Genomic DNA, 21153 nt, shown 5'->3' with positions numbered 1-21153 from the left:
GATCACAAGTCGGCTCAGGTTCTCGTCGAGCGAAGGGGCTCGACGCGTCCATCAAAGACGTTGGAGGCAAAGCACTCGATGAGTACCACCACTGAGACCGCGGCACCTGAAAAGGCGCCGAAGCGGTCGCTATACCGAGGTGATCCCGGGATGTGGTCCTGGGTCATGCACCGCATCAGCGGCGTCACCCTCTTCTTCTTCCTCTTCGTCCACGTTCTCGACACAGCCCTCGTGCGCGTGAGCCAGGACAGTTACAACGAAGTCGTCGACACCTACAAGAACCCCTTGGTCGGGTTGATGGAACTAGCGCTCGTCGCGCTCGTTCTCTACCACGGCCTCAACGGCGTTCGCGTCATGCTCGTCGACTTCTGGGGCAAGGGCCCGCGGAACCAGCGACTGATGTTGTGGATCATTCTCGGCATCTGGTTCGTAGTCATGATTCCCGCAGCCGGGCGAATCTTCTACAACATGTTTGCGGGGCACTGACATGACGACGACCGAAGCCAAATCGCTCGGTACTTCATACGACCGGCCGGCAAGCCTGGACAACCCGCGCTCGCCGCGCAAGGCATCCAAAAGCAACTTCGAGCTGTACGCGTGGCTCTTCATGCGGTTCTCCGGACTGGCACTGATCGTGCTCGTGTTCGGCCACTTGATCATCATGCTGATGGTCGACGAGGGTGTGCATCGCATCAACTTCGCGTTCGTCGCAGGACGTTGGGCCAGCCCGTTCTGGCAGTTCTGGGATCTGACGATGTTGTGGCTGGCGCAGCTGCACGGCGGCAACGGCCTTCGGACCGTCATCGCCGACTACTCACGCAAGGATTCGACGCGGTTCTGGTTGAACACCCTCCTGGTGTTGTCGATGATCCTCATCATGGGACTCGGCACCTACGTCATCTTCACATTCGACCCCAATATCAAGGCCAGCTAGGGGAACTGAGACAAACATGCAGGAACATCGCTATGACGTCGTCATCGTTGGAGCAGGCGGCGCGGGTATGCGCGCAGCCATCGAAGCGGGCCCCCGCGTTCGGACAGCGGTACTGACCAAGCTCTATCCGACTCGTAGCCACACCGGCGCCGCACAGGGTGGCATGTGCGCAGCCCTTGCGAACGTCGAAGAAGACAACTGGGAATGGCACACCTTCGACACCGTGAAGGGCGGCGACTACCTGGTCGACCAGGACGCCGCAGAGATCATGGCGAAGGAAGCGATCGACGCCGTTCTCGACCTCGAGAAGATGGGTCTGCCGTTCAACCGGACACCCGAGGGCAAGATCGATCAACGCCGTTTCGGTGGACACACGCGTGACCACGGCAAGGCACCGGTCCGCCGGGCCTGTTACGCCGCCGACCGCACCGGTCACATGATCCTGCAGACGCTCTACCAGAACTGCGTCAAGCACGACGTGCAGTTCTTCAACGAGTTCTACGTGCTCGACATCGCGATCACCGAGACCGACCGCGGACCGACCGCCACGGGCGTCATCGCCTACGAACTGGCGACCGGCGAACTGCACGTGTTCCACGCGAAGTCGATCGTCTTCGCAACCGGCGGTTCGGGTCGTATGTACAAGACGACGTCCAACGCGCACACCCTGACCGGCGACGGTATGGCGATCGTGTTCCGCAAGGGACTTCCGTTGGAGGACATGGAGTTCCACCAGTTCCATCCGACCGGTCTCGCAGGGCTCGGCATCCTCATCTCCGAAGCGGTCCGCGGCGAGGGTGGCATTCTGCGCAACGTCGACGGCGAGCGCTTTATGGAGCGATACGCGCCGACCATCAAGGACCTCGCACCTCGTGACATCGTCGCGCGCTCGATGGTGCTCGAGGTCCTCGAAGGCCGCGGCGCCGGACCCGACAAGGACTACGTCTACATCGACGTGACCCACCTCGGCGCAGAGGTGCTGGAGGAGAAACTCCCCGACATCACCGAGTTCTCGCGTACCTACCTCGGTGTCGACCCGGTGACCGAACTGGTTCCCGTGTTCCCGACCTGCCACTACGTCATGGGCGGAATCCCGACACGGATTCGTGGCGAGGTGCTGCGCAACAACAAGGACATCGTCTACGGCCTCTACGCCGCCGGCGAATGCGCCTGCGTGTCGGTGCACGGTGCCAATCGCCTCGGCACCAACTCGCTGCTCGACATCAACGTGTTCGGTCGTCGTGCAGGTATGGCGGCAGCGGACTACGCGGAGCGGCACGCCGATTTCGTTCCGATGCCCGACAAGCCCGAGCACATGGTCGAGCAGTGGCTGGCCCGCATTCTCTCCGGCGACGGCCACGAGCGCGCGGCCGACATCCGTACCGAGATGCAGAAGACGATGGACAACAACGCATCCGTCTTCCGCACGGAGGACACGCTCAAGCAGGCGTTGGGCGACATCCAGAATCTCAAAGAGCGCTACAACCGAATCACAGTGCACGACAAGGGAAAGCGCTACAACAGCGATCTGCTCGAAGCGCTCGAACTCGGCTTCCTGCTGGAGTTGGCCGAAGTCACCGTCGTCGGCGCCCTCAACCGCAAGGAAACCCGCGGTGGACACGCTCGCGAGGACTATCCGAACCGCGACGACGTCAACTTCATGCGGCACACGATGGCGTACAAGGAGGGCAGCGATCTGCTGTCCGACATTCGCCTCGACTTCAAGCCGGTAGTGCAGACCCGCTACGAGCCGATGGAGCGTAAGTACTGATGACGACCACCGAAGCACCAGCCCCAGAGAAGGCGGCGCCGGTCCCCGAGGGATCGGTCATGGTCACCATGAAGATCGCGCGCTTCAACCCCGAGAACGATCTCGGTGCGCATTGGGAGAGCTTCCAGGTTCCCTGCCTGCCGACCGACCGGCTGTTGAACCTGCTGCTCTACATCAAGAACTACCTGGACGGCACCCTCACCTTCCGGCGCTCGTGCGCGCACGGCGTGTGCGGTTCGGACGCTATGCGGATCAACGGCGTCAACCGTCTTGCCTGCAAGGTGTTGATGCGTGACATGTTGCCGAAGGATTCCAGCAAGACGCTGACCATCTCGGTCGAGCCCATCCGTGGCTTGCCGGTCGAGAAGGATCTGATCGTCGACATGGAACCGTTCTTCGACGCGTTCCGTGCGGTCAAGCCGTACCTGATCACCACGGGCAACGAGCCGACACGGGAGCGCATCCAGTCGGCGGCCGATCGTCATCGCTTCGACGACACCACCAAGTGCATCCTGTGCGCGTGCTGCACCACGTCGTGCCCGGTGTACTGGAGTGACGGCAGCTACTTCGGTCCCGCGGCGATCGTCAATGCGCACCGGTTCATTTTCGACAGCCGTGACGAAGGGGCGCGTGAGCGTCTCGACATTCTCAACGACGTCGAAGGTGTGTGGCGTTGCCGCACGACGTTCAACTGCACCGACGCGTGCCCGCGTGGCATCGAAGTGACGAAGGCAATCCAGGAAGTCAAGCGCGCGTTGCTGTTTGCGCGCTGAGCTGATCACACACTGACGCACTCCCCCACGATTCAGCGCCCGAGCGGTAAGCCGTCTTCCAGATAGCGAACCGCTCGGAGCGCGTCGGTCGGGCTGTTCGTATTTTCGTTCATCGTCGCGATGATGGCACCGACCATTGCGCCGGCATGTGCGCGCACTTCGGTGTCGTCGGCGGATCGGCCGGTGCGCTCGGCCATCATCTCGGCGAGCATGTCGATGGTGCGCATCATTTCTTGCGTCACAGCCCGTTTCAATTCGGGTACCGAGTAGAGCAGGCGTGTGCGGCGCCTCTCGAATTCGACGTCTTCCGGCGTCAGATCATTGAACAGCGCCTCCGCCGCTAGTCGAATCGCGGCGAACATCGGCACGTCGGGTGGCTGATCGGCTACCGCCTGGATCATCGCGGGATCGAGATCGTCGGCGAGAACCAACTGTTCCTTCGTAGGGAAGTACCGGAAGAACGTGCTCGGCGATACGTCCGCCGCGGCAGCGATCTGTTCGATCGTCGTCTCGAGGTAGCCCTGCTCCTCGAACAGGCGGAACGCCTCGGACCTGATGCTCGCCCGAGTGCGCGCCTTTTTTCGTTCCCTGAGCCCGATCGATGGAACGGTCGTGTCAGCCGGCATGCACTGATTCTGACTTATCCACCGGCGGTGGCGTCGCATCCGGCATTGTCGGGTTCGTCGCCAGCGGTCGAAAGCGTGCAGCAAGCACAACCGCGACCGCGCAGGTTGCCGCACAGACCCACAGCATGACGCCCATGCCGGACACGAACGACGCCTGCAGATGCTCGAGCAATCCGGAGTCGCCGGTCGACTTCGCTACTGCGACACCGGCGTTGACGCCGTCGCTGATCGGTGCGGTATCGAGGTCGCCGAGTTCGGAACGGTAGCGCGTGGCGAGCACGGTACCGAGGATCGCAACGCCGATCGTGCCGCCAGCCTGGCGAAGCGCCTGAATCAGCGCCGAACCCGAGCCGGATCGCTCGGCCGACAGCGCGTCCATCGCGACACCCATCGCTGCGGGCATCACGAAGCCCATCCCTGCACCGACAACGGTGATCCAGATTGCCGTAAATCCGTAGCCGGAGTCGACGGAGGTCAGCGCGCCGGTTGCAAGTCCTGCGGTCAGCAAAACGAAGCCGACGACGATCACCGGCCGCGCACCCGCGCGTTGCAGCAATCGGTCACCCAGTCGCGTGCCGACAACAAGTCCGCCGATCAGCGGGAGCAAGCGCAGACCACTGCCGAGGGCATCGGTGTTGAGGACTGCCTGAAAATACTGCGGTGCGGTGAAGAACAGCCCGAACATCCCGAAGTTGACCAGGGTCGCGAAGATCGTGCCCCAACGAAACCCTGCACTCGCGAACAGCGAGAGGTCGATCAGCGGATGTTCGGTTCGGTTTTCCCACCACGCGAAGACAGCGAGTATCGCAAGGCCGGCTGCGATCGAGGCCCCGACGACGATGTCACTCGAGCCGTTCTCGCCGGCTCGAATGAAGCCGTAGGTGAGGCTCAGGAGGCCGAGCGAGGAAGCGACGGCACCTGGAACGTCGATGGGAGTGCGTTGTGCGCTACGCGATTCGGGCACCAGCACAGCGACCGCCACAGCGCCGACGAGGACCAGCGGGACGTTGATGAGGAAGACGGACCCCCACCAGAAGTGCTCGAGTAGCCAGCCACCGAGAATCGGACCGAGCGGAAGGCCGATTGCTGTCGACGTCACCCAGATCGTCAAGGCCCGCGCCCGCTCTTTCGAGTCGGGAAACAGGATCGGCAGTACCGACATGGACAGCGGCATCATGATCGCGGCGCCGAACCCGAGTACGGCCCGACCTGCGACAAGTTGACCGGACGTCGCGGCGTAGCTGCAAGCCAGCGAGGCGGCGCCGAAGAGCAGCAGGGCTCCGAGAAGAAACTTCTTACGACCGTAGCGGTCCCCAAGTGCTCCCGCGGGCAGCATCGCGGCGGCGAGCACAAGCGTGTACGCCGAGCTGAACCACTGCAGCTGAGAACTGCTCGCATCGAGATCCGTCGCGAGGGTCGGCAACGCAACGGTCAGCACTGTGACGTCGAGTCCGATCGTCAGCATCGCCACCGCAAGAGCACCGAGCGCCAGCCACCGGCGACGCGAGTTCGGATCGGCCATGACATCTCCTACCAAGTGGATGTTTATGTGTATTGATAGTCACTGCCACTTTGTAGCGAGTGTCAATACCTGCCACGCGTCTACCTCCTCGCGACGCTCCCGGTTTCGTCGCCAACAACTGGACGTTCACCTGGGTCGGCTTCGACGGACTGCTCGTCGTCAAGATGGCAACGACCGCCGCACTCGGTTGGAAGCGACGACAACTGCTGGTCCTGACCGGCTTGGACGTGCGCTTACCTATCTGAAAGATCGCCGACCTGCCGCTATTCTCGTTGTCATGGGGGAAACATCAGCGAGGGAAAGATCGGCGGCACCTCGAACAACGCGTGCAATACTCGGCGGGTTTGCCCTGCTCGGGGTCGTCGCCATCGCGCTGGGGATCGCGGTCGCCAAGGTCGGCGTATTCGACGCTGCTGAGCCGCAAGCATTCCCAGCGGTGTCGACCGCTGGCCTCGACCCCCGCCAAGCCAAGATCGTCGAGCTGCTACACGCCGAGTTCGACGCCGCACCGCCTGGCGAGAAGTATTCCGAAGGCGTCGACGAACCGTGGTGTGCCGACTTCGTCAGCTGGATCATGCGTGAGGCAGGAATGCCTTTCGCAAATCCGAACTCGGGATCATGGCGCATCCCCGGCGTCTACACATTGCAGGAGTTCTACACCTCGAATGGTCGATTCGTCGCACATGGCACCGGTTATCAGCCGAAGATCGGCGACACCGTGCTCTACAGCGACGACAGCAAGTTCGGCCAACACACCAACGTCGTCGTCGCCAACGATGCCGGGACGCTGACTACCGTCGGCGGCAACGAGGGCGATGAGATTCGCGTAAGCACAGTCGATCTCAGCGATGACGGAATCGTTGGTTACGGAGTCCTATAGCTCGCCGAGTATGTCGGCGGCATCCTGGCTGCCTGCATCGGCGAGTCGTTCTAACTCCGCGATGTCGCCGCGTTCTTCAGCTAGTTCGACCAGTTGGTCGACGGCATCCTGACTACCGTCGGCCGCGAGGCGTCGCAGTTCGTCGAAATCGCCACGCTCCCCTGCCAATTCGACAAGTTGGTCGACGGCATCCTGACTACCCTCAGCAGCTTGCCGCCTGAGGTCGGTGAGCTCTTGGTCCATCATCGCGTGCCCTTCGTCGTTGTTGCCGTCGGTAATGCGCCTGTGCGCCGGAGGTTTTCACGACGAACCAGCCATTCGTCGCGCAATTCGGGTAGTCGCTCGCCGAGGAATTCGGCCAACGCGATCGTTTCTTCCAGCGGTGCACGGCGTTCCGGAGCGGAGTCACTCAGCAGCGCAAGGCCTTCGCGAAACAGCGCTGCGTGCTCTTTGTGAATTGCGGAGTCGAAGTTCTGCGGTTGGCGACTTTCGGGATCGATCGTCACGCGGTCGACGCGCTCCCCCGCAGCTCGGTCGCGTCGCACGATGTTAAAGCTCTCGAGCATTTTCACGGCACCGGTGATAGCGCTGCGACTCGCAAGCAGGGCGTCGCTGAGTTCGTCGATCGTTTGCGCCGCCGGTTCGCACACGAACAGGTACCCGAGCAGCCGCCCCGCCATGGGCGGAAATCCGTACTGCCGAGCGTAAAACCGGCCCACATGGTCGGCGAATACGATCTCGGCATCGGCGGGCACCACGCCAGACTAGCCCACTTCGACGCAAATGACAGAAATAAGTGTCATCTAAGACAAGCACCATTCCGGACATTAGCGATCAAGCCCGACAATCCGCCTCGTTCACTTTGGTTACGGGCGTTCCGCTGCCCTAGGCTGCCCCCACCATGAGAGCGCGATTCACGAGTTCGGTCGCGATCGTCGCAGCGGTCCTGATCGGGATGTCGGGTGGGCCCGCTGTCGCCGATCCGGCCGACGATCCGACGACCACAACAGCCACGACCGTAACGACGACACCCTTCACGACCCCGAACACGGACAACTGCCCCAACAGCTCGAGTCCGCCGAAGGCGATCGACCTCTCCGAAGTGCCCGCCCCCGGCGATCCGACGCCGCAGCCTTTGCCGATACCGGACGAGCCGGTAGGCGGTGACGAGTTGGGCGATTGCGGTTCGGTGACACCCGATGGTGCGCCCGCGTTGCCGAAGGAGATCTCCGCAACAGCGTGGGTGCTGTCGGACCTCGACTCCGGCGCTGTTCTCGCCGCGAAGGACCCGCACGGTCGCTACCGTCCCGCAAGCACGATCAAGATCCTGCTTGCCATCGTGGCGTTGCGAGAACTCGACCTGAACCGTGTTGTCACGGGAACGATCGCCGATTCGGAGGTCGATGGCACACGGGTCGGCATCGGGCCCGGCGGGCGCTATACAAATCTACAACTGATGCAAGCGCTGGTCATGGCGTCCGGCAACGACGCCGCGCACGCCATCGCTGCTCAACTCGGCGGTGACGAGGCAGCGGTCCGCAAGATGAACGACCTCGCGAAGTCGTTGGGCGGCATGGACACTCGCACCGCAACACCATCGGGCCTCGACGGTCCCGGCATGTCGAGCTCCGCATACGACCTTGCTCTCTTCTTCCGCGAAGCGATGCGAATTCCGAAGTTCGCAGAGCTGATCCATACCGAGCAAGTTCAGTTTCCCGGCTTTCCGCCAGACCCCCGCATCCCCGCCGACAAGGATCACCCGGCGTTCACGATCGGCAACGACAACCAACTGCTCTACAACTACGACGGTGCACTCGGCGGCAAGACCGGTTACACGGACGACGCCAGACAGACCTTCGTCGCGGGTGCCGAGCGCAATGGCCGCCGACTCGGCATCACGCTGCTCAAGGCCGATGTGTTGCCGATCAGACCGTGGGAGCAGGCGGCACGTCTGCTCGACTACGGCTTTTCTCTCGATCGCGACGCGTCGGTCGGCACACTCGTCGAACCCGAAGGCAAAGCCGGCACGACGACTACGTCACGTCGGCAGCAGAGCAGTGGCGTCACACTGGCTGCGCCGCCGGTCGACGCAACGGCGTCTCGACTGCCGAAGTCGAACGACGACGACTTCGGTTGGGCTGGGCCTCTGGTTTTCGTCCTCTTGGGTGTGCTCGTTGTGCTCGCTTTGCTCTACTGGGCCGACTCGCTCAATCGTCGGCGCAACCGACACTGACCCGTCACACGATCGGAGCAGCTATGAAGGCGGCACGGTTCGCCAGGTTCGGTGGCCCGGATGTTCTCGAGATCGTGGATCTCCCTGATCCGCAGCCCGGGCTGGGCCACGATGGAGTCGACCTCGCACTCGATGTCGCCGGGAGCGGCGTCCTTCCGGAACTTGTCGAGCTCACAGGAGGTCCCGCGAACGTGGTGACCGTCGCCGACTTTCTCGGCGCACGCGAGCACGGTGTCACTTTCAGCACAGGAGAAGCTGGACGCGCATTCCACGTGCTCGACGAGATCGGTGCCTTGATCGAGACCGGCCGTTTTTCCGTCCCGGTTGTGACAACCTTCCCGCTCGACGAGATCGCTGCCGCGCACCGAGCGAGCGAGGACGGCCACGTGCACGGCAAGCTTGTGTTGGTCGTCGACCCCGCAGACCGAAGTCCCGCCTAACGCCGTTTTCGGGCTCCCGAAATGCCGAGCGCGGCAAGGGCTCCCGCGCCAACGAGAGCTATCCCGCCCGCAACGGACGGTCCGGTGCGGACCTCGACGCGCGGCGAGATGACCGCCGGATCGGGTGGGGGCACTGCGACCATCGCGAGGTTCTCGTCGGCGGTCGCTGCCCACGCCGTCGCGAACAAAATGATTCGCGCCGTGAAGAAGCTGAACACCATGATACCGATGATCGGACCGAACGCGGCACCAGCTGGGCTGCCGAGGACCGACTTCAGATAAAACGTCGCAATCTGCTTGAAGATCTCGAAGAAGACCGCCGCCAGCAGCGCCGCACGCATCGCGCTCTTGATGGTGACCGGTTCGCGTGGCAGTCGGGCGATCACCCACACGAAGACCGCCCACGACGCCAACAGCGCCAACGCGATCGACACCACACGCAGCACAATTCCGACGCCGGGCACCTCGTCGAGGTTGACCAAGCCGAGGAGACGTTTGCCGACCGCGCCCGAGCTGATAGCCGAGAGACCGAGCGAGACGACCAATGCGAGCGCAAGTCCGATCAGGGCGCCGAGGTCGACGATCTTGGTCTTCACGAAGTTGTCCGGCTCGTGCTTCTGGTCCCACTGCTCGGTCAGCGCGGCACGCAGGTTCGCCATCCAGCCGAGCCCGGCGTACAGCGCGCCGAGCAGGCCGATGACACCAACGCCGGTGCGCGAATTGATCGCCTGATCGATCAAGCTTTTGAGCTGATCGCCCATCGATCCGTCGACGTTCTCGGTCAACTTCTCGCGAACGGTTTCGAGCAGATCAGGATTGCCGACGAGGACGAAGCCCGCCGCCGAGAATCCGACCATCAGCAACGGGAACAACGCCAGCACGGTGAAGTAGGTGATGCCGGCGGCGTAGTAGTCGCCGCGTTGTTGCTGGAATCGTCCAGCGGCTCGAATCAGGTGATCGAGCCAGGGCCGCTGGTCGCGTTGCTGCTTAAGGATTGCCTTGACGTCAGGGATGGCACTCACCCTTTCGGGGTCAGGAACCCCACTCGTTCATACACCTGCCGCAGGGTCACGGAGGCAATCGCACGTGCTCGCTCGGCACCGATCGTCAAAATCCGGTCCAGCTCGGCCGGGTCCGCCAGAAATTCTTTCACTTGCGCCTGAATCGGGGTGACGAAATCGGCCAGAGCGTCGGCTACGTCGGACTTGAGGTCGCCGTAACCTTTCCCCTCATACCCAGTTTCCAGGGTCTCAATCGACTCACCCGTCAGCGCACCGAGAATCACCAGAAGGTTGCTCACCCCTGGCTTGGTCGCCCGATCGAACCTGATCTCGCGATCGGTGTCGGTGACCGCAGACTTGATTCTTTTCGCCGAAACCTTCGGGTCGTCGAGAAGATTGATGATGCCGGCATCGGATGCGGCCGACTTGCTCATCTTTGCCGTCGGGTTCTGCAGGTCGTAGATCTTCGCCGTGCCCTTGATGACGTACGCGTCGGGGACGACGAACGTCTTCTTGTAGCGACTGTTGAATCGCTGTGCAAGGTCGCGAGTGAGTTCGAGGTGTTGGCGCTGGTCCTCACCGACCGGAACGTGCTGGGCACGGTAGAGCAGGATGTCGGCAGCTTGCAAGATCGGATAGGTGAAAAGTCCGACACTCGCCTGCTCGTTGCCTTCGCGCGCTGACTTGTCCTTGAACTGCGTCATCCGCGACGCTTCGCCGAAACCGGTGAGGCAGTTCAACACCCAGGCCAGCTCGGCATGTTGCGGTACCTGGCTCTGTACGAACAGCGTCGACTTGTTCGGGTCGATGCCGATCGCCAACAACTGCGCGACCGAAACCCGGGTTCGCTTGGCAAGTAACTTCGGATCCTGCGGCATCGTGATTGCATGGAGGTCCGGGATGAAGTACAGCGCGTCGTAACCGTCCTGCAGCCCGACCCAATCCTTCAGCGCGCCCAGATAATTGCCGAGATGGAAAGAATCTGCGGTCGGTTGAATCCCGGACAGGACGCGTGGCAACGAGGTAGGGGCAGTGCTGGACATGGTCTAGGAGGCTACGCCTCGTGAGTCTTTTCGATGGTCCTGCCCTCCGGAAGGACTCACGAGCGGCGTGGCTCCCTACTGATCTCGACAACTTTGAACAGCACCGGATCAGGCTTCTTCGCCCACTCCTGCGCATAGAAGTCCATCGCGTCGACGAACCATCGCCTTTCTTCGGGTTCCCGACTGAGCAACTGCTCGGCTGCCCGAACGACGACGACGTAACCGGGTGCAGCGCCTACGAATTCGTCGAGATCGCGCATACATTCGTCGAATGCATCCTTGTTTTCGCCGAAGTAGTCGGGGAACTGGAATGCGGCCGCGAACTCGTCGAACAGGCGCTGCACGGTCGGCATCTTGTCACCACGAACCGTACGGACGAGGTAGCCGAGTTCGGTCGCGCGATAGCTGATCGAACCGTCGTCACGTGCGGCGACAATGCGGCCGACGACGGGCGAACCGGTCAGGATCTTCTCGATATCCGACATCAGCGCATCCTCGTGAAGGTTTTGTAGTGATCGCCCGTGTACCAGGCGGAGCCGTCGCTGCCTGTGACGATGCGCTCCGCGTCACGGGTCTGGCCGCGCCGCTTCGGATTGACGTCCCACTCCTTGTAGGTGATCGCTTTGCCCGCAGCATCTTTCACCGGCAACTGGCGGTCACGATTGCGCCAGGTCTCGCCGCCCTTGGTGCCTGGGGCATTCGCGGATTCGGGCCACGAGCCCGCGTCGATCTTCTGCAGAGTTTGCGTTGCCGCCGCGGGTACATCAGACACCTGCGCCGAAATCGACCGTCCGTCACCGGTCGTCGGGACCCCGGCGCTCGTCGCGCTGTCTTCGCTACGTGAGGACAGCAGCAACAATGCAACGACCACCACCAACACTGCCGCCGCGCCCGCACCGATCAGTCTGGACCTGTTCATCGGTACTGCACCGTCACGGGTGCGTGATCGGACCAGCGGGTGTCGTACGTCTGCGCTCGCTCGACCGTCACCTGCTTGGCACGTTCCGCAAGTTCCGCAGTCGCCAGTTGATAGTCGATCCGCCAGCCAGCGTCGTTGTCGAATGCGCGACCGCGGTAGGACCACCAGGTGTAGGGCCCGGCCACGTCCGGGTTCAGTCGACGCGCGACGTCGGCCAGCCCGGCCGCTAGTAGTGAATCGATCCAAACACGTTCGTATGGAAGACATCCCGACGACCGCCGATTGGCCTTCCAAGCCTTCAGATCGAGGTCGGTGTGGGCTATGTTCCAGTCGCCGCTCACGACCAGATTCTTGTTCGCCTCCGTCGTCGCCAGCGCTGCGGCTCGGAGGTAGCGTCCGAACGCGTCCAGGAAACGGTCCTTCTCGTCTTGACGAGGCGTTCCGACGCCACCGGACGGGACGTACACGCTCGCGACCGTCAAGTCACCGAAGTCGGCTTCGACGTAGCGACCGGATTCGGCGAACTCGTCGGAACCGAAGGCGACGCGAACCTTGTCGGCCGGCCTGCGGGACAGGATCGCGACCCCGCTTCGACCTTTTGCGGCAGTGGGTTCCGCGGAAGCGAGATGCCAACCGGACGCCAGCGCCGGACCGAGCGCCACCCGCAATTCGTCGTCGGTCGCCCGAGTTTCCTGCAGGCACACAGCGTCTGCCTCGGTTGCCGCCAACCACTCGAGCAAACCTTTCCGAGCAGCGGCACGGACACCGTTGACGTTGACGGACGAGATGATGTGAGCCACGTGAGCACGGTAGCGGACCCTGGCGCAGCCAACCCTCCGCACAGCACCCGCGACCTACGGTTTACGGTTTAGCCCATGACGCAAACCGACCTCGGCGAGGCCGCACTCTCGAAGCTGAAGTCCAGCGAACTCGTAGCGCTACTAGGACGTTTGCAAGCCGACGACCCGGCGATAGGTGATCTCGACGTCGACGTCGTCGGCCGCCTCGTCGATCCGAAGAAGCTGAAGAACGAGGAATTCGCGTCGCTGCTGAGCAACCTCGCGCGCCTCGCTGACGCAGGTGCCGACGTCGACCTGGCAAAGATGGACGCAACGAACTTCGCGAAGTTGATCGCCCGGGCGTCCGACGATCAACTCAAAGCCGCGACAGCGGATCCCGCGTTGCGCGCCCGAGTCCTCGACGAACTGTTCCGGCGGATGGACGCCCACTTCCTACCCGAGCGGGCTCGCGACGGCAGGGTCGTCATGCAGTTCCGGGTCAGCGGGAAAGGCAACGGCGGCAAGGAAACCGACGACTACGCAGTCACCATCGCTGACCGAAAGTGCAGCGTCGAGAAGTCGCTCGCACCCGATGCGAAGACGACGATCACGCTCAGCCCGGCCAGCCTGCTGAAACTGGCGACCGGCAATGCGGGGGCCAAGATGATGTTCGTTCGCGGCAAGGTCAAAGTGAGCGGCTCGATCGGGTTCGCCGCGGGATTTATGAAGATGTTCGAGGTTCCGTCAGCCTGAGCGGGTACTTGCGCTCGGCATCACCGTGTGTGAGCCTCAGTAACGGGTAACTCAGCATCAAGAGCTTTTTCCGGACAATGACGTCGAGGAAAGGTCCTTCCGCGTGACTCAGTCGACCGCAGCGCTACATCTGGGATCCGGTGAGCCGGTCCTGCTCCTGCAGCCATTTATGCTCTCCCCTCATGTCTGGCGCGGTGTCGCCGAGCGATTGGCGGAGTCCTACGAGGTCTTCGCGCCCGCCTTCGCGGGTCACTGGGGTGGGCCTCCCCTGAACGGGTGGGACGCCAGCGCCTCCGCGATCGCCGACGCCGTTGAGAAGCAACTCGACGAACTCGGCTGGAACACCTGCCACATCGTCGGCAACTCGCTCGGCGGTTGGGTCGGTTTCGAACTCGAACGTCGCGGTCGCGCGCGCACCCTGACCGCTGTGGCTCCAGCTGGCGGCTGGCGTCATCTGAGCCCGGACGCAATCCTGGTCGGTCTCAAATTTCTTTCACTCGGTCCCCTCGTCGGGATCGGCAAACTCGTCGGCGGCTTCGTGGCCCGAAATCGCCTCGTACACCGAGCTTTCCTGCCCCTGGTGAGCAAAGATGCGAAGGCCGTCGAGCCACAGGACGCCGAGGCGATGATTCTCGCCGCGTCGAACTGCAGAGCATTCCTGCCCGTGCTGTGGTCCGGACTCAAGGGTGGCGGAGTCACCGGCCTTGCCGATGTCAAGGTGCCGACTCGGCTGCTGCTGTGCGAATACGACCGCATCATCCCCATGCGCCGCTACGGGAGCATGTTCATCGACGAGCTTCCGGCGGTCGCCGACCGAGTCACGATGGAAGGCGTCGGCCACTGCCCTCAGCTGGAGGCACCGGAGAAGGTGGCCGCGCTGATCTCCGAACACGTCGCGTCCTATCGGCCGCACCTGCGAGCGGTATAGCGGGTCAGTCGGCGGTCCGGCGCTGTGCAAGAACCGAGATCCCGAGTACGAACAATCCGGCGATGGCAAGCATCGCTCCGACGGCTGCCGGCGCGGTGTAGCCGAGACCTGCGGCGATGACAATGCCGCCGAGCCACGCACCCGCTGCGTTGGCGATGTTGAGCGCCGCATGGTTGAGCGCGGCGGCCAACGACTGCGCATCTGCCGCCACGTCCATCAGCCGGGTTTGCAGCCCGGGGACCAAAGCGGCTCCCGCCGCGCCGATGGCGAACACGCCGACAACTGCGGTATACGGGTTGTGCGCAGCAGCGACGAACAACGCGAGCACGACGGCCATCGTTGCCAGCAGCGCGAAGAGGCTGGGAATCAACGCCCTATCGGCGAGGATGCCGCCGACGATGTTGCCGACGACCATCCCGACGCCGTAGACCATCAGAACGACCGGAACCCAGGCGATCGGCAACCCGGCCACGTCGGTCAGCGTGGTGCTGACGTAGGTGTACACGGCGAACATGCCGCCGAAGCCGACAGTGCCGACCGCAAGGGTCAACCACACCTGGGAGCGGCGCAGTGCACCGAGTTCGGTGATCGGATTCGTTATGGCGACGCCGTGCAGGTCCGGCACCCAACGCACGAGCGCGGCGACCGTGGCAACGCCGATGACGGTGACGATCGTAAAGGCGCTGCGCCAGCCGAAATGTTGACCAAGGGCAGCGGCGGCCGGGACCCCGACGACGTTCGCGACGCTGAGGCCGAGCATCACCGTGGCAACGGCTTTGGCTCGCTGTCCAGCGGGAACGAGTGACGCGGCGGCAAGGGACGCGACACCGAAATACGCACCGTGTGGCAAGCCTGCGACGAAGCGCGAGACCATGAGCCACTCGTAGCTCGGCGCGAACACGGTGGCGGCATTGCCGATGGTGAAGGCGACCATCAAGCCGATGAGGACCAGCTTTCGCGGGAGGCGTGCCGTGGCGGCTGCAAGCAGCGGGGCTCCGACGACGACGCCAAGCGCGTAGGCGGAAATGACATGGCCCGCGGTCGGCTCGGATACGCCGATGCCCGACGCGATGTCGGGAAGTAGGCCCATCGCCACGAATTCGGTGGTGCCGATACCGAAACCACCCATCGCGAGGGCGAGCATCGCCCAGCGGCGGGTTCCGGAGTTGGCCGAGTCGGTGCTGGCCAGCTCAGCACGTGGCGCGGTTGTAGTAGGCACGCTTGCGTACAACCGCCTCGAGGAGCGGAAATCATCCCGATGCGGCGGTGAAGTCGGTCACTGACAACAGGCGGCTATCAGCGCAATGCCTTCTGCAGGTTCTCGTCGAGTGCGCCGAGGAACTCCTCGGTCGTCAGATAACCCTGATCGCCGCCGACCAGCAGTGCGAGGTCCTTCGTCATCTGACCGCCCTCGACGGTCGTGATGACAACGTCTTCCAGCGCCTGCGCGAAGCCGATCACGTCGGGAGTGCTGTCTAGTTTGCCCCGGTGCTCCAGTCCACGGGTCCACGCGAAGATCGATGCAATCGGATTCGTCGATGTCGGCTTACCGGCCTGATGCTGCCGATAGTGCCGCGTGACCGTACCGTGCGCCGCTTCGGCCTCGCAGGTCTTGCCGTCCGGCGTAAGCAGCACCGAGGTCATCAGGCCGAGGGAGCCGAAGCCCTGGGCGACCGTATCGGACTGCACGTCGCCGTCGTAGTTCTTGCAAGCCCAGACGTAGCCGCCCTCCCACTTCATCGACGACGCGACCATGTCGTCGATGAGGCGGTGTTCGTAAGTCAATCCGGCGGCGTCGAACTCGGCCTTGAACTCTTTTTCGTAGATGTCCTGGAACGTGTCCTTGAACTGGCCGTCGTACGCCTTGAGGATCGTGTTCTTCGTGGACAAATACACCGGATAGTTCTGCTGCAGGCCGTAATTCAGCGAGGCCCGCGCGAAGTCGATGATCGACTGATTGAAGTTGTACTGCCCCTGCACGACTCCGCCGAGGCTTTCCTCTGTGAAGTGCACCAACTCGTGCTGGATCGGTTCGTCGCCGTTGTCGGGTGTGTAGGTGATGGTGACGGTGCCCGGCCCGGGGACCTTGAAGTCGGTCGCGCGGTATTGATCGCCGAACGCGTGGCGGCCGATGATGATCGGCTTGGTCCAGCCAGGGACCAACCGCGGCACGTTGGAGATGATGATCGGCGCACGAAAGATCGTGCCGCCCAGTATATTTCGAATCGTGCCGTTGGGCGAACGCCACATCTTCTTGAGGCCGAATTCCTCGACGCGATCTTCGTCCGGCGTGATGGTCGCGCACTTGACGCCGACACCGTGCTTCTTGATGGCGTTGGCGGCGTCGACCGTCACCTGATCGTCGGTCTCGTCCCGATATTCGATGCCGAGGTCGTAGTACTCCAGGTTCACGTCGAGATAAGGATGGATCAGCTTTTCTTTGATGAACTTCCAGATGATCCGCGTCATCTCGTCGCCGTCGAGCTCGACGACGGTGCCTTCTACCTTGATCTTCGACATGGGTGTTTCGCGTCCTCCTGAGAAGGTCTTCCCTCGGTGCTGCGGCCGCGAACGCACCTTGTGGGCGCGCTTGCGGCATCAACAGTCAACGTATACGGCTGCGCCTGTCAGCGTGCCTATCAATGCTAAACATGACGGTCGTCCGTGTCGGAACACAATCTGCCAACCCCGGTAGTTCGATTATTCGGAGCGGACATATACGATGTTCGCCAGGTCACGAGCATCAGCGACAAGCCCCGGCTCGCTGGTCGGCAACCCTCCTTCGCGGCGGGGTGCCCCGGGTGATGACAAGGCCCTCGACAGTCGAGAGCAAGCGCGCCGTAGGAGGTTTCAAAATGTGTTGCTGTAGCGGATAGACCCCATCCCCCGCCCCGCATTCCCATTACCTTTCTCTGGAGTTTCCATGACTGAATCCGTTGCGCCCGAATGGTCTTTCGAGACCAAGCAAGTTCACGTCGGCCAGGTCCCCGACGGCACGACCAACGCGCGCGCACTGCCGATCTACCAGACCACGTCCTACACGTTCAACAACACCGACCACGCCGCAGCCCTGTTCGGACTTGCCGAGCCTGGCAACATCTACACCCGCATCATGAACCCGACTCAGGATGCCGTCGAACAGCGCGTCGCGGCACTCGAAGGCGGCGTCGCAGCTCTGCTCGTCGCATCGGGTCAGGCCGCCGAGACCTACTCGATTCTGAACATCGCAGGCGCCGGCGACCACATCGTGTCGAGCCCTCGCCTCTACGGCGGCACCTACAACCTCTTCCACTACTCGCTGCCCAAGCTCGGCATCGAGGTGTCGTTCGTCGAAGATCCGGACGACCTCGAGCAGTGGCGCGCCGCAATCCGCCCGAACACAAAAGCCTTCTTCGGTGAGACGATCTCGAACCCGAAGAACGATATCTTCGACATCCCCGGTGTCTCGGCCGTCGCGCACGAGTCGGGTATCCCGCTCATCGTCGACAACACCGTCGCGACGCCGTACCTGATCCAGCCGCTGAAGCACGGCGCCGACATCGTCGTGCACTCCGCGACGAAGTACCTCGGCGGACACGGTTCCGCCATTGCCGGCGTGATCGTCGACGGTGGCACGTTCGACTGGACTCAGGGTCGCTTCCCCGGATTCACGACACCCGATCCCAGCTACCACGGTGTCGTGTTCGCCGATCTCGGCGCGCCGGCCTTTTCCTTGAAGGCCCGTGTCCAGTTGCTCCGCGACCTCGGTGCGGCAATATCGCCGTTCAACGCCTTCCTGATCAGCCAAGGTATCGAGACCTTGAGCCTGCGGGTCGAGCGTCACGTCCAGAACGCCAAGGCGGTCGCCGAGTGGCTCGAAGCCCGTCCTGAGGTGACGTCCGTTGCCTACGCAGGCCTGCCGTCGTCGCCTTGGTACGAGCTCGGACAGAAGCTCGCGCCGAAGGGCGCAGGCGCGATCGTGGCGTTCGAGGTGGCCGGTGGCGTCGACGCAGGCAAGCGCTTCGTCAACGCGCTGACGCTGCACAGCCATGTCGCTAACATCGGTGACGTGCGTTCACTGGTGATCCACCCGGCTTCGACGACCCACTCGCAGCTGACTCCCGAGGAACAGCTCGCATCGGGTGTCACCCCCGGTCTCGTCCGTCTGGCAGTCGGCATCGAAGGTATCGCCGACATTCTTGCCGACCTCGAGGTTGGGCTGACGGCGGCAGCATCTTGACAGTGAGTAAATCTCGAGCAGCACGTCCGGAGGCGGTTCTGCCGCCTCCGGACGGGCGGCTCGGCAGCGTGTCGATCGGCGAGGTCGTACTCGAAAGCGGCGCAGTGATTCCCGAGGTCACCCTCGCGGTCCAACGCTGGGGCGCGCTGTCTCCGAACAAGGACAACATCGTGCTCGTCGAGCACGCGCTGACCGGCGATTCGCACATCACCGGTCCCGCGAACTCCGAGCATCCTTCACCCGGTTGGTGGAACGGCATGGTCGGGCCGGGCGCACCGATCGACACCGACGAATGGTGCGTCGTGGCAACCAACGTGCTCGGCGGCTGCCGCGGCACCACGGGCCCCGGTTCGATCGCACCGGACGGCAAGGTCTGGGGTTCCCGTTTCCCCGAAATCTCGATCCGCGACCAGGTGTCGGCCGAAATCGCTCTTGCCGATGCCTTCGGTGTCGAGCGGCTCGCATCGGTCGTCGGCGGATCCATGGGCGGCATGCGTGTGTTGGAGTGGATGGTCGGTGCGCCCGATCGCGTGTCCTCCGCACTTGTGCTCGCCGTCGGGGCTCGCGCGACAGCCGACCAGATCGGCACACAGACGACCCAGATCGCCGCGATTCAGGCCGACCCGGACTGGCAGGGCGGCGACTATCACGGCACCGGCCGCACTCCGACGACGGGCATCGGCATCGCCCGCCGGATCGCACATCTGACCTACCGGACCGAGTTCGAACTCGACCATCGTTTCGAGAACTTCTCGCAGGAGGACGAAAACCCCTGGGAGGGTGGGCGTTACGCGGTCGAAAGCTACCTCGAGCACCAGGCCGAGAAGCTGATCGCGCGCTTCGATCCCGCAACCTACGTCCTGCTGACCGAGGCGATGAACCGCCACGACGTCGGTCGCAACCGAGGTGGCGTCGAAGCCGCGCTTCGTGCAACGCAGGTGCCGTGTGTGGTCGGCGGTGTCGACTCCGATCGCCTGTACCCGCTGCGGACCCAGCAGGAACTCGCAGACCTCCTACCGGGTTGTCGTGGGCTGGAGATCGTGCATTCGAAGGACGGTCACGACGGCTTCCTCACCGAAGCGACAGCGGTCGCAACACTGCTGGACGAGACGATGGAACTCGCGCGACGGGGTTAGATCTTTGCCGCTAACCCGTGCCGAGCGGATCGATCGATGCAGCAAGCAGAACGATTGCCGCGCCAACCGCTGTCATCGCGCCGACATCGAACCATCGACCCCTGACTGCGAGCAGCCCGACGCGATCGGTCGGTAGACACAGCCGAAACGCCGCGCCGAGCAGGGTCGCCGAGCCGAACACCAATGCTCCGCGACGCCACCGTTCGGACAGGATGAACACGACGGCAAGTGCGACGACCGCGACGACCACCACCATCGGGAGGTGGCAGCGGACGTACAGCACGATGCGACTGCGGCCGGTCCGGCTCGTCACTTGCTCGTCATTCCTGTTCGGCCCGTTCGACGACATTGGACAGCAGGAATGCGCGAGTGAGCGGTCCGACACCACCCGGGTTCGGTGAGAGGAAGCCTGCAACATCGGCGACGTCGACCGCGAGATCGCCAACACGTCCATCGGGACCACGGGTCGCGCCGACGTCGATGACCGCAGCGCCCGGCCGGACCATGTCCTTGGTGATCAATCCCGGTACGCCCGCTGCCGCAACCACGATGTCGGCACGACGCACTTCGGCGGCGAGATCACGAGTTCCGGTGTGGCACAGCGTCACTGTGGCATTCTCAGACCGTCTGGTCAGCATGAGGCCAAGCGGTCGGCCGACGGTGATGCCGCGGCCGACAATGACGACGTTCGCACCGGCGATCGGCACGTCGTAGCGCCGCAGGAGGTGGACTATGCCCCGCGGCGTGCACGGCAACGCCGACTCCTTGCCGAGCACCAGACGGCCGAGGTTGACCGGATGCAGACCGTCGGCGTCCTTGTCGGGATCGATCCGTTCCAGCGCGGCGTTCTCGTCGAGGTGCTTCGGCAGCGGGACCTGGACGATGTAGCCCGTGCAGGCGGGATCGGCGTTCAGTTCGTCGATGGTGTCGTCGAGTTGCGCCTGGCTCACATCGGCAGGCAGGTCGCGGCGGATCGAATTGATGCCGACCTTCGCGCAGTCGCTGTGCTTGAGACGGACGTACGTTGCCGAGCCAGGATCGTCGCCGACCAGCACCGTGCCGAGGCCGGGCGTGATTCCACGCTCCCGCAGCAATGCAACTCGTTTGGTCAGGTCCTCGAAGATTTCGTCACGGGTCGCTTTGCCGTCAAGGAGAATCACAACTCCATTGTTTCAGACGCGAGTGCGCGATCCCGC

At 63.3% G+C, this 21153-nt stretch carries 24 protein-coding genes, 1 pseudogene and 1 riboswitch; of the genes and pseudogenes, 12 read left to right on the top strand and 13 right to left on the bottom strand.

Going from position 1 to position 21153, the window contains the following annotated elements; genetic code table 11:
• The first annotated feature begins 78 nt into the window (after positions 1 to 78).
• Genes sdhC through ACHIRB_RS16480 form a run of 4 tightly spaced genes read left to right on the top strand, consistent with a single transcriptional unit; the run spans position 79 to position 3478 of the window.
• Positions 79 to 486, top strand: a complete 408-nt coding sequence (gene sdhC / locus ACHIRB_RS16495; protein ID WP_199703167.1) for a succinate dehydrogenase, cytochrome b556 subunit — start codon at positions 79 to 81, stop codon at positions 484 to 486.
• A 1-nt stretch (position 487) separates the two neighbouring features.
• Positions 488 to 934, top strand: a complete 447-nt coding sequence (locus ACHIRB_RS16490) for a succinate dehydrogenase hydrophobic membrane anchor subunit (protein ID WP_199703168.1) — start codon at positions 488 to 490, stop codon at positions 932 to 934.
• A 16-nt stretch (positions 935 to 950) separates the two neighbouring features.
• Entirely contained in the window at positions 951 to 2705 is a 1755-nt protein-coding gene (gene sdhA / locus ACHIRB_RS16485) for a succinate dehydrogenase flavoprotein subunit (protein WP_199703169.1), read from the top strand.
• Positions 2705 to 3478 (top strand): succinate dehydrogenase iron-sulfur subunit, encoded by a 774-nt coding sequence (locus tag ACHIRB_RS16480; protein WP_199703170.1) that lies wholly within the window; start codon positions 2705 to 2707, stop codon positions 3476 to 3478. The genes sdhA and ACHIRB_RS16480 overlap by 1 nt, the downstream gene beginning before the upstream one ends.
• Positions 3479 to 3510: 32 nt before the next feature.
• On the opposite strand, the gene ACHIRB_RS16475 is transcribed toward ACHIRB_RS16480, so the two are convergent.
• Positions 3511 to 4104 carry an acyl-CoA-like ligand-binding transcription factor gene (locus ACHIRB_RS16475; RefSeq protein ID WP_395114184.1) on the bottom strand — a complete coding sequence of 198 codons (594 nt, stop codon included), beginning with the start codon at positions 4102 to 4104 and terminating at the stop codon, positions 3511 to 3513.
• Positions 4094 to 5626, bottom strand: a complete 1533-nt coding sequence (locus ACHIRB_RS16470; RefSeq protein WP_395124094.1) for an MFS transporter — start codon at positions 5624 to 5626, stop codon at positions 4094 to 4096. The genes ACHIRB_RS16475 and ACHIRB_RS16470 overlap by 11 nt, the downstream gene beginning before the upstream one ends.
• A 59-nt stretch (positions 5627 to 5685) precedes the next feature.
• Here ACHIRB_RS16470 and ACHIRB_RS16465 point away from each other — a divergent pair, with 59 nt between their 5' ends.
• Positions 5686 to 5871 (top strand): hypothetical protein, encoded by a 186-nt coding sequence (locus ACHIRB_RS16465; protein ID WP_395114236.1) that lies wholly within the window; start codon positions 5686 to 5688, stop codon positions 5869 to 5871.
• A 32-nt stretch (positions 5872 to 5903) separates the two neighbouring features.
• Positions 5904 to 6506 (top strand): CHAP domain-containing protein, encoded by a 603-nt coding sequence (locus ACHIRB_RS16460; RefSeq protein ID WP_395124095.1) that lies wholly within the window; start codon positions 5904 to 5906, stop codon positions 6504 to 6506.
• Here the strand turns inward: ACHIRB_RS16460 and ACHIRB_RS16455 are convergent.
• Both ACHIRB_RS16455 and ACHIRB_RS16450 read right to left on the bottom strand, forming a co-directional pair.
• Positions 6501 to 6752, bottom strand: coding sequence for a hypothetical protein (locus ACHIRB_RS16455; RefSeq protein WP_395114181.1), 252 nt, complete (start codon positions 6750 to 6752; stop codon positions 6501 to 6503). The genes ACHIRB_RS16460 and ACHIRB_RS16455 overlap by 6 nt on opposite strands.
• Positions 6749 to 7261 carry a GbsR/MarR family transcriptional regulator gene (locus ACHIRB_RS16450; protein WP_395114180.1) on the bottom strand — a complete coding sequence of 171 codons (513 nt, stop codon included), beginning with the start codon at positions 7259 to 7261 and terminating at the stop codon, positions 6749 to 6751. Before ACHIRB_RS16450 ends, ACHIRB_RS16455 begins: the two co-directional genes overlap by 4 nt.
• Positions 7262 to 7407: 146 nt before the next feature.
• Between ACHIRB_RS16450 and ACHIRB_RS16445 the strand changes: the two genes are divergently transcribed.
• Both ACHIRB_RS16445 and ACHIRB_RS16440 read left to right on the top strand, forming a co-directional pair.
• On the top strand, positions 7408 to 8739 hold the full coding sequence (locus tag ACHIRB_RS16445; RefSeq protein ID WP_395114179.1) for a D-alanyl-D-alanine carboxypeptidase family protein: 1332 nt from the start codon (positions 7408 to 7410) through the stop codon (positions 8737 to 8739).
• A gap of 107 nt (positions 8740 to 8846) precedes the next feature.
• A pseudogene (locus ACHIRB_RS16440) lies at positions 8847 to 9179 on the top strand (zinc-binding dehydrogenase); the annotation flags it as partial.
• On the opposite strand, the gene yhjD reads toward ACHIRB_RS16440, so the two are convergent.
• From yhjD to ACHIRB_RS16415, 5 genes are read right to left on the bottom strand one after another with little or no spacing between them, the layout of a single operon-like run.
• Positions 9176 to 10201 carry an inner membrane protein YhjD gene (gene yhjD / locus ACHIRB_RS16435; protein ID WP_395114178.1) on the bottom strand — a complete coding sequence of 342 codons (1026 nt, stop codon included), beginning with the start codon at positions 10199 to 10201 and terminating at the stop codon, positions 9176 to 9178. The pseudogene ACHIRB_RS16440 and the gene yhjD sit on opposite strands and share 4 nt — an antisense overlap.
• On the bottom strand, positions 10198 to 11223 hold the full coding sequence (gene trpS / locus ACHIRB_RS16430) for a tryptophan--tRNA ligase (RefSeq protein ID WP_395114177.1): 1026 nt from the start codon (positions 11221 to 11223) through the stop codon (positions 10198 to 10200). Before trpS ends, yhjD begins: the two co-directional genes overlap by 4 nt.
• Positions 11224 to 11279: 56 nt before the next feature.
• Positions 11280 to 11708: a barstar family protein gene (locus ACHIRB_RS16425; RefSeq protein ID WP_395114176.1), complete on the bottom strand. Its 429-nt coding sequence runs from the start codon at positions 11706 to 11708 to the stop codon at positions 11280 to 11282.
• Entirely contained in the window at positions 11708 to 12142 is a 435-nt protein-coding gene (locus ACHIRB_RS16420) for a guanyl-specific ribonuclease (protein ID WP_395114174.1), read from the bottom strand. The genes ACHIRB_RS16425 and ACHIRB_RS16420 overlap by 1 nt, the downstream gene beginning before the upstream one ends.
• Positions 12139 to 12942, bottom strand: coding sequence for an exodeoxyribonuclease III (locus ACHIRB_RS16415; protein WP_395124097.1), 804 nt, complete (start codon positions 12940 to 12942; stop codon positions 12139 to 12141). The genes ACHIRB_RS16420 and ACHIRB_RS16415 overlap by 4 nt, the downstream gene beginning before the upstream one ends.
• Positions 12943 to 13017: 75 nt before the next feature.
• On the opposite strand from ACHIRB_RS16415, the gene ACHIRB_RS16410 reads away from it, so the two are divergent.
• Together ACHIRB_RS16410 and ACHIRB_RS16405 are read left to right on the top strand one after the other, a co-directional pair.
• Complete coding sequence (locus tag ACHIRB_RS16410; RefSeq protein ID WP_395114171.1) at positions 13018 to 13674, top strand: SCP2 sterol-binding domain-containing protein; 657 nt, start codon at positions 13018 to 13020, stop codon at positions 13672 to 13674.
• A 103-nt stretch (positions 13675 to 13777) separates the two neighbouring features.
• The gene (locus ACHIRB_RS16405; protein WP_395124098.1) at positions 13778 to 14602 is read left to right on the top strand and encodes an alpha/beta fold hydrolase; all 825 of its coding nucleotides are present in this window, start codon (positions 13778 to 13780) and stop codon (positions 14600 to 14602) included.
• Between the two features lie 4 nt (positions 14603 to 14606).
• Here ACHIRB_RS16405 and ACHIRB_RS16400 read toward each other — a convergent pair whose 3' ends face one another.
• Together ACHIRB_RS16400 and ACHIRB_RS16395 are read right to left on the bottom strand one after the other, a co-directional pair.
• Positions 14607 to 15821, bottom strand: a complete 1215-nt coding sequence (locus tag ACHIRB_RS16400; protein WP_395124099.1) for an MFS transporter — start codon at positions 15819 to 15821, stop codon at positions 14607 to 14609.
• Between the two features lie 77 nt (positions 15822 to 15898).
• Positions 15899 to 17122: an NADP-dependent isocitrate dehydrogenase gene (locus ACHIRB_RS16395; protein ID WP_395124100.1), complete on the bottom strand. Its 1224-nt coding sequence runs from the start codon at positions 17120 to 17122 to the stop codon at positions 15899 to 15901.
• Between the two features lie 212 nt (positions 17123 to 17334).
• Positions 17335 to 17444, top strand: a riboswitch (SAM riboswitch).
• 81 nt (positions 17445 to 17525) lie between these two features.
• Here ACHIRB_RS16395 and ACHIRB_RS16390 point away from each other — a divergent pair.
• Positions 17526 to 18821: a bifunctional o-acetylhomoserine/o-acetylserine sulfhydrylase gene (locus ACHIRB_RS16390; protein WP_395124101.1), complete on the top strand. Its 1296-nt coding sequence runs from the start codon at positions 17526 to 17528 to the stop codon at positions 18819 to 18821.
• Complete coding sequence (metX, locus tag ACHIRB_RS16385) at positions 18818 to 19957, top strand: homoserine O-acetyltransferase MetX (RefSeq protein ID WP_395124102.1); 1140 nt, start codon at positions 18818 to 18820, stop codon at positions 19955 to 19957. Before ACHIRB_RS16390 ends, metX begins: the two co-directional genes overlap by 4 nt.
• A 10-nt stretch (positions 19958 to 19967) precedes the next feature.
• On the opposite strand, the gene ACHIRB_RS16380 is transcribed toward metX, so the two are convergent.
• The gene (locus ACHIRB_RS16380; RefSeq protein WP_395124143.1) at positions 19968 to 20213 is read right to left on the bottom strand and encodes a DUF3017 domain-containing protein; all 246 of its coding nucleotides are present in this window, start codon (positions 20211 to 20213) and stop codon (positions 19968 to 19970) included.
• A 64-nt stretch (positions 20214 to 20277) separates the two neighbouring features.
• Positions 20278 to 21117, bottom strand: a complete 840-nt coding sequence (locus ACHIRB_RS16375; RefSeq protein WP_395114161.1) for a bifunctional methylenetetrahydrofolate dehydrogenase/methenyltetrahydrofolate cyclohydrolase — start codon at positions 21115 to 21117, stop codon at positions 20278 to 20280.
• Positions 21118 to 21153 lie beyond the last annotated feature (36 nt).

The organism is Antrihabitans spumae, assembly GCF_043944905.1.
Lineage (GTDB): Bacteria > Actinomycetota > Actinomycetes > Mycobacteriales > Mycobacteriaceae > Antrihabitans > Antrihabitans spumae.
The sequence above is the reverse complement of the archived record's forward strand: the minus strand, read 5'-3'. Positions and strand labels throughout refer to the sequence as shown.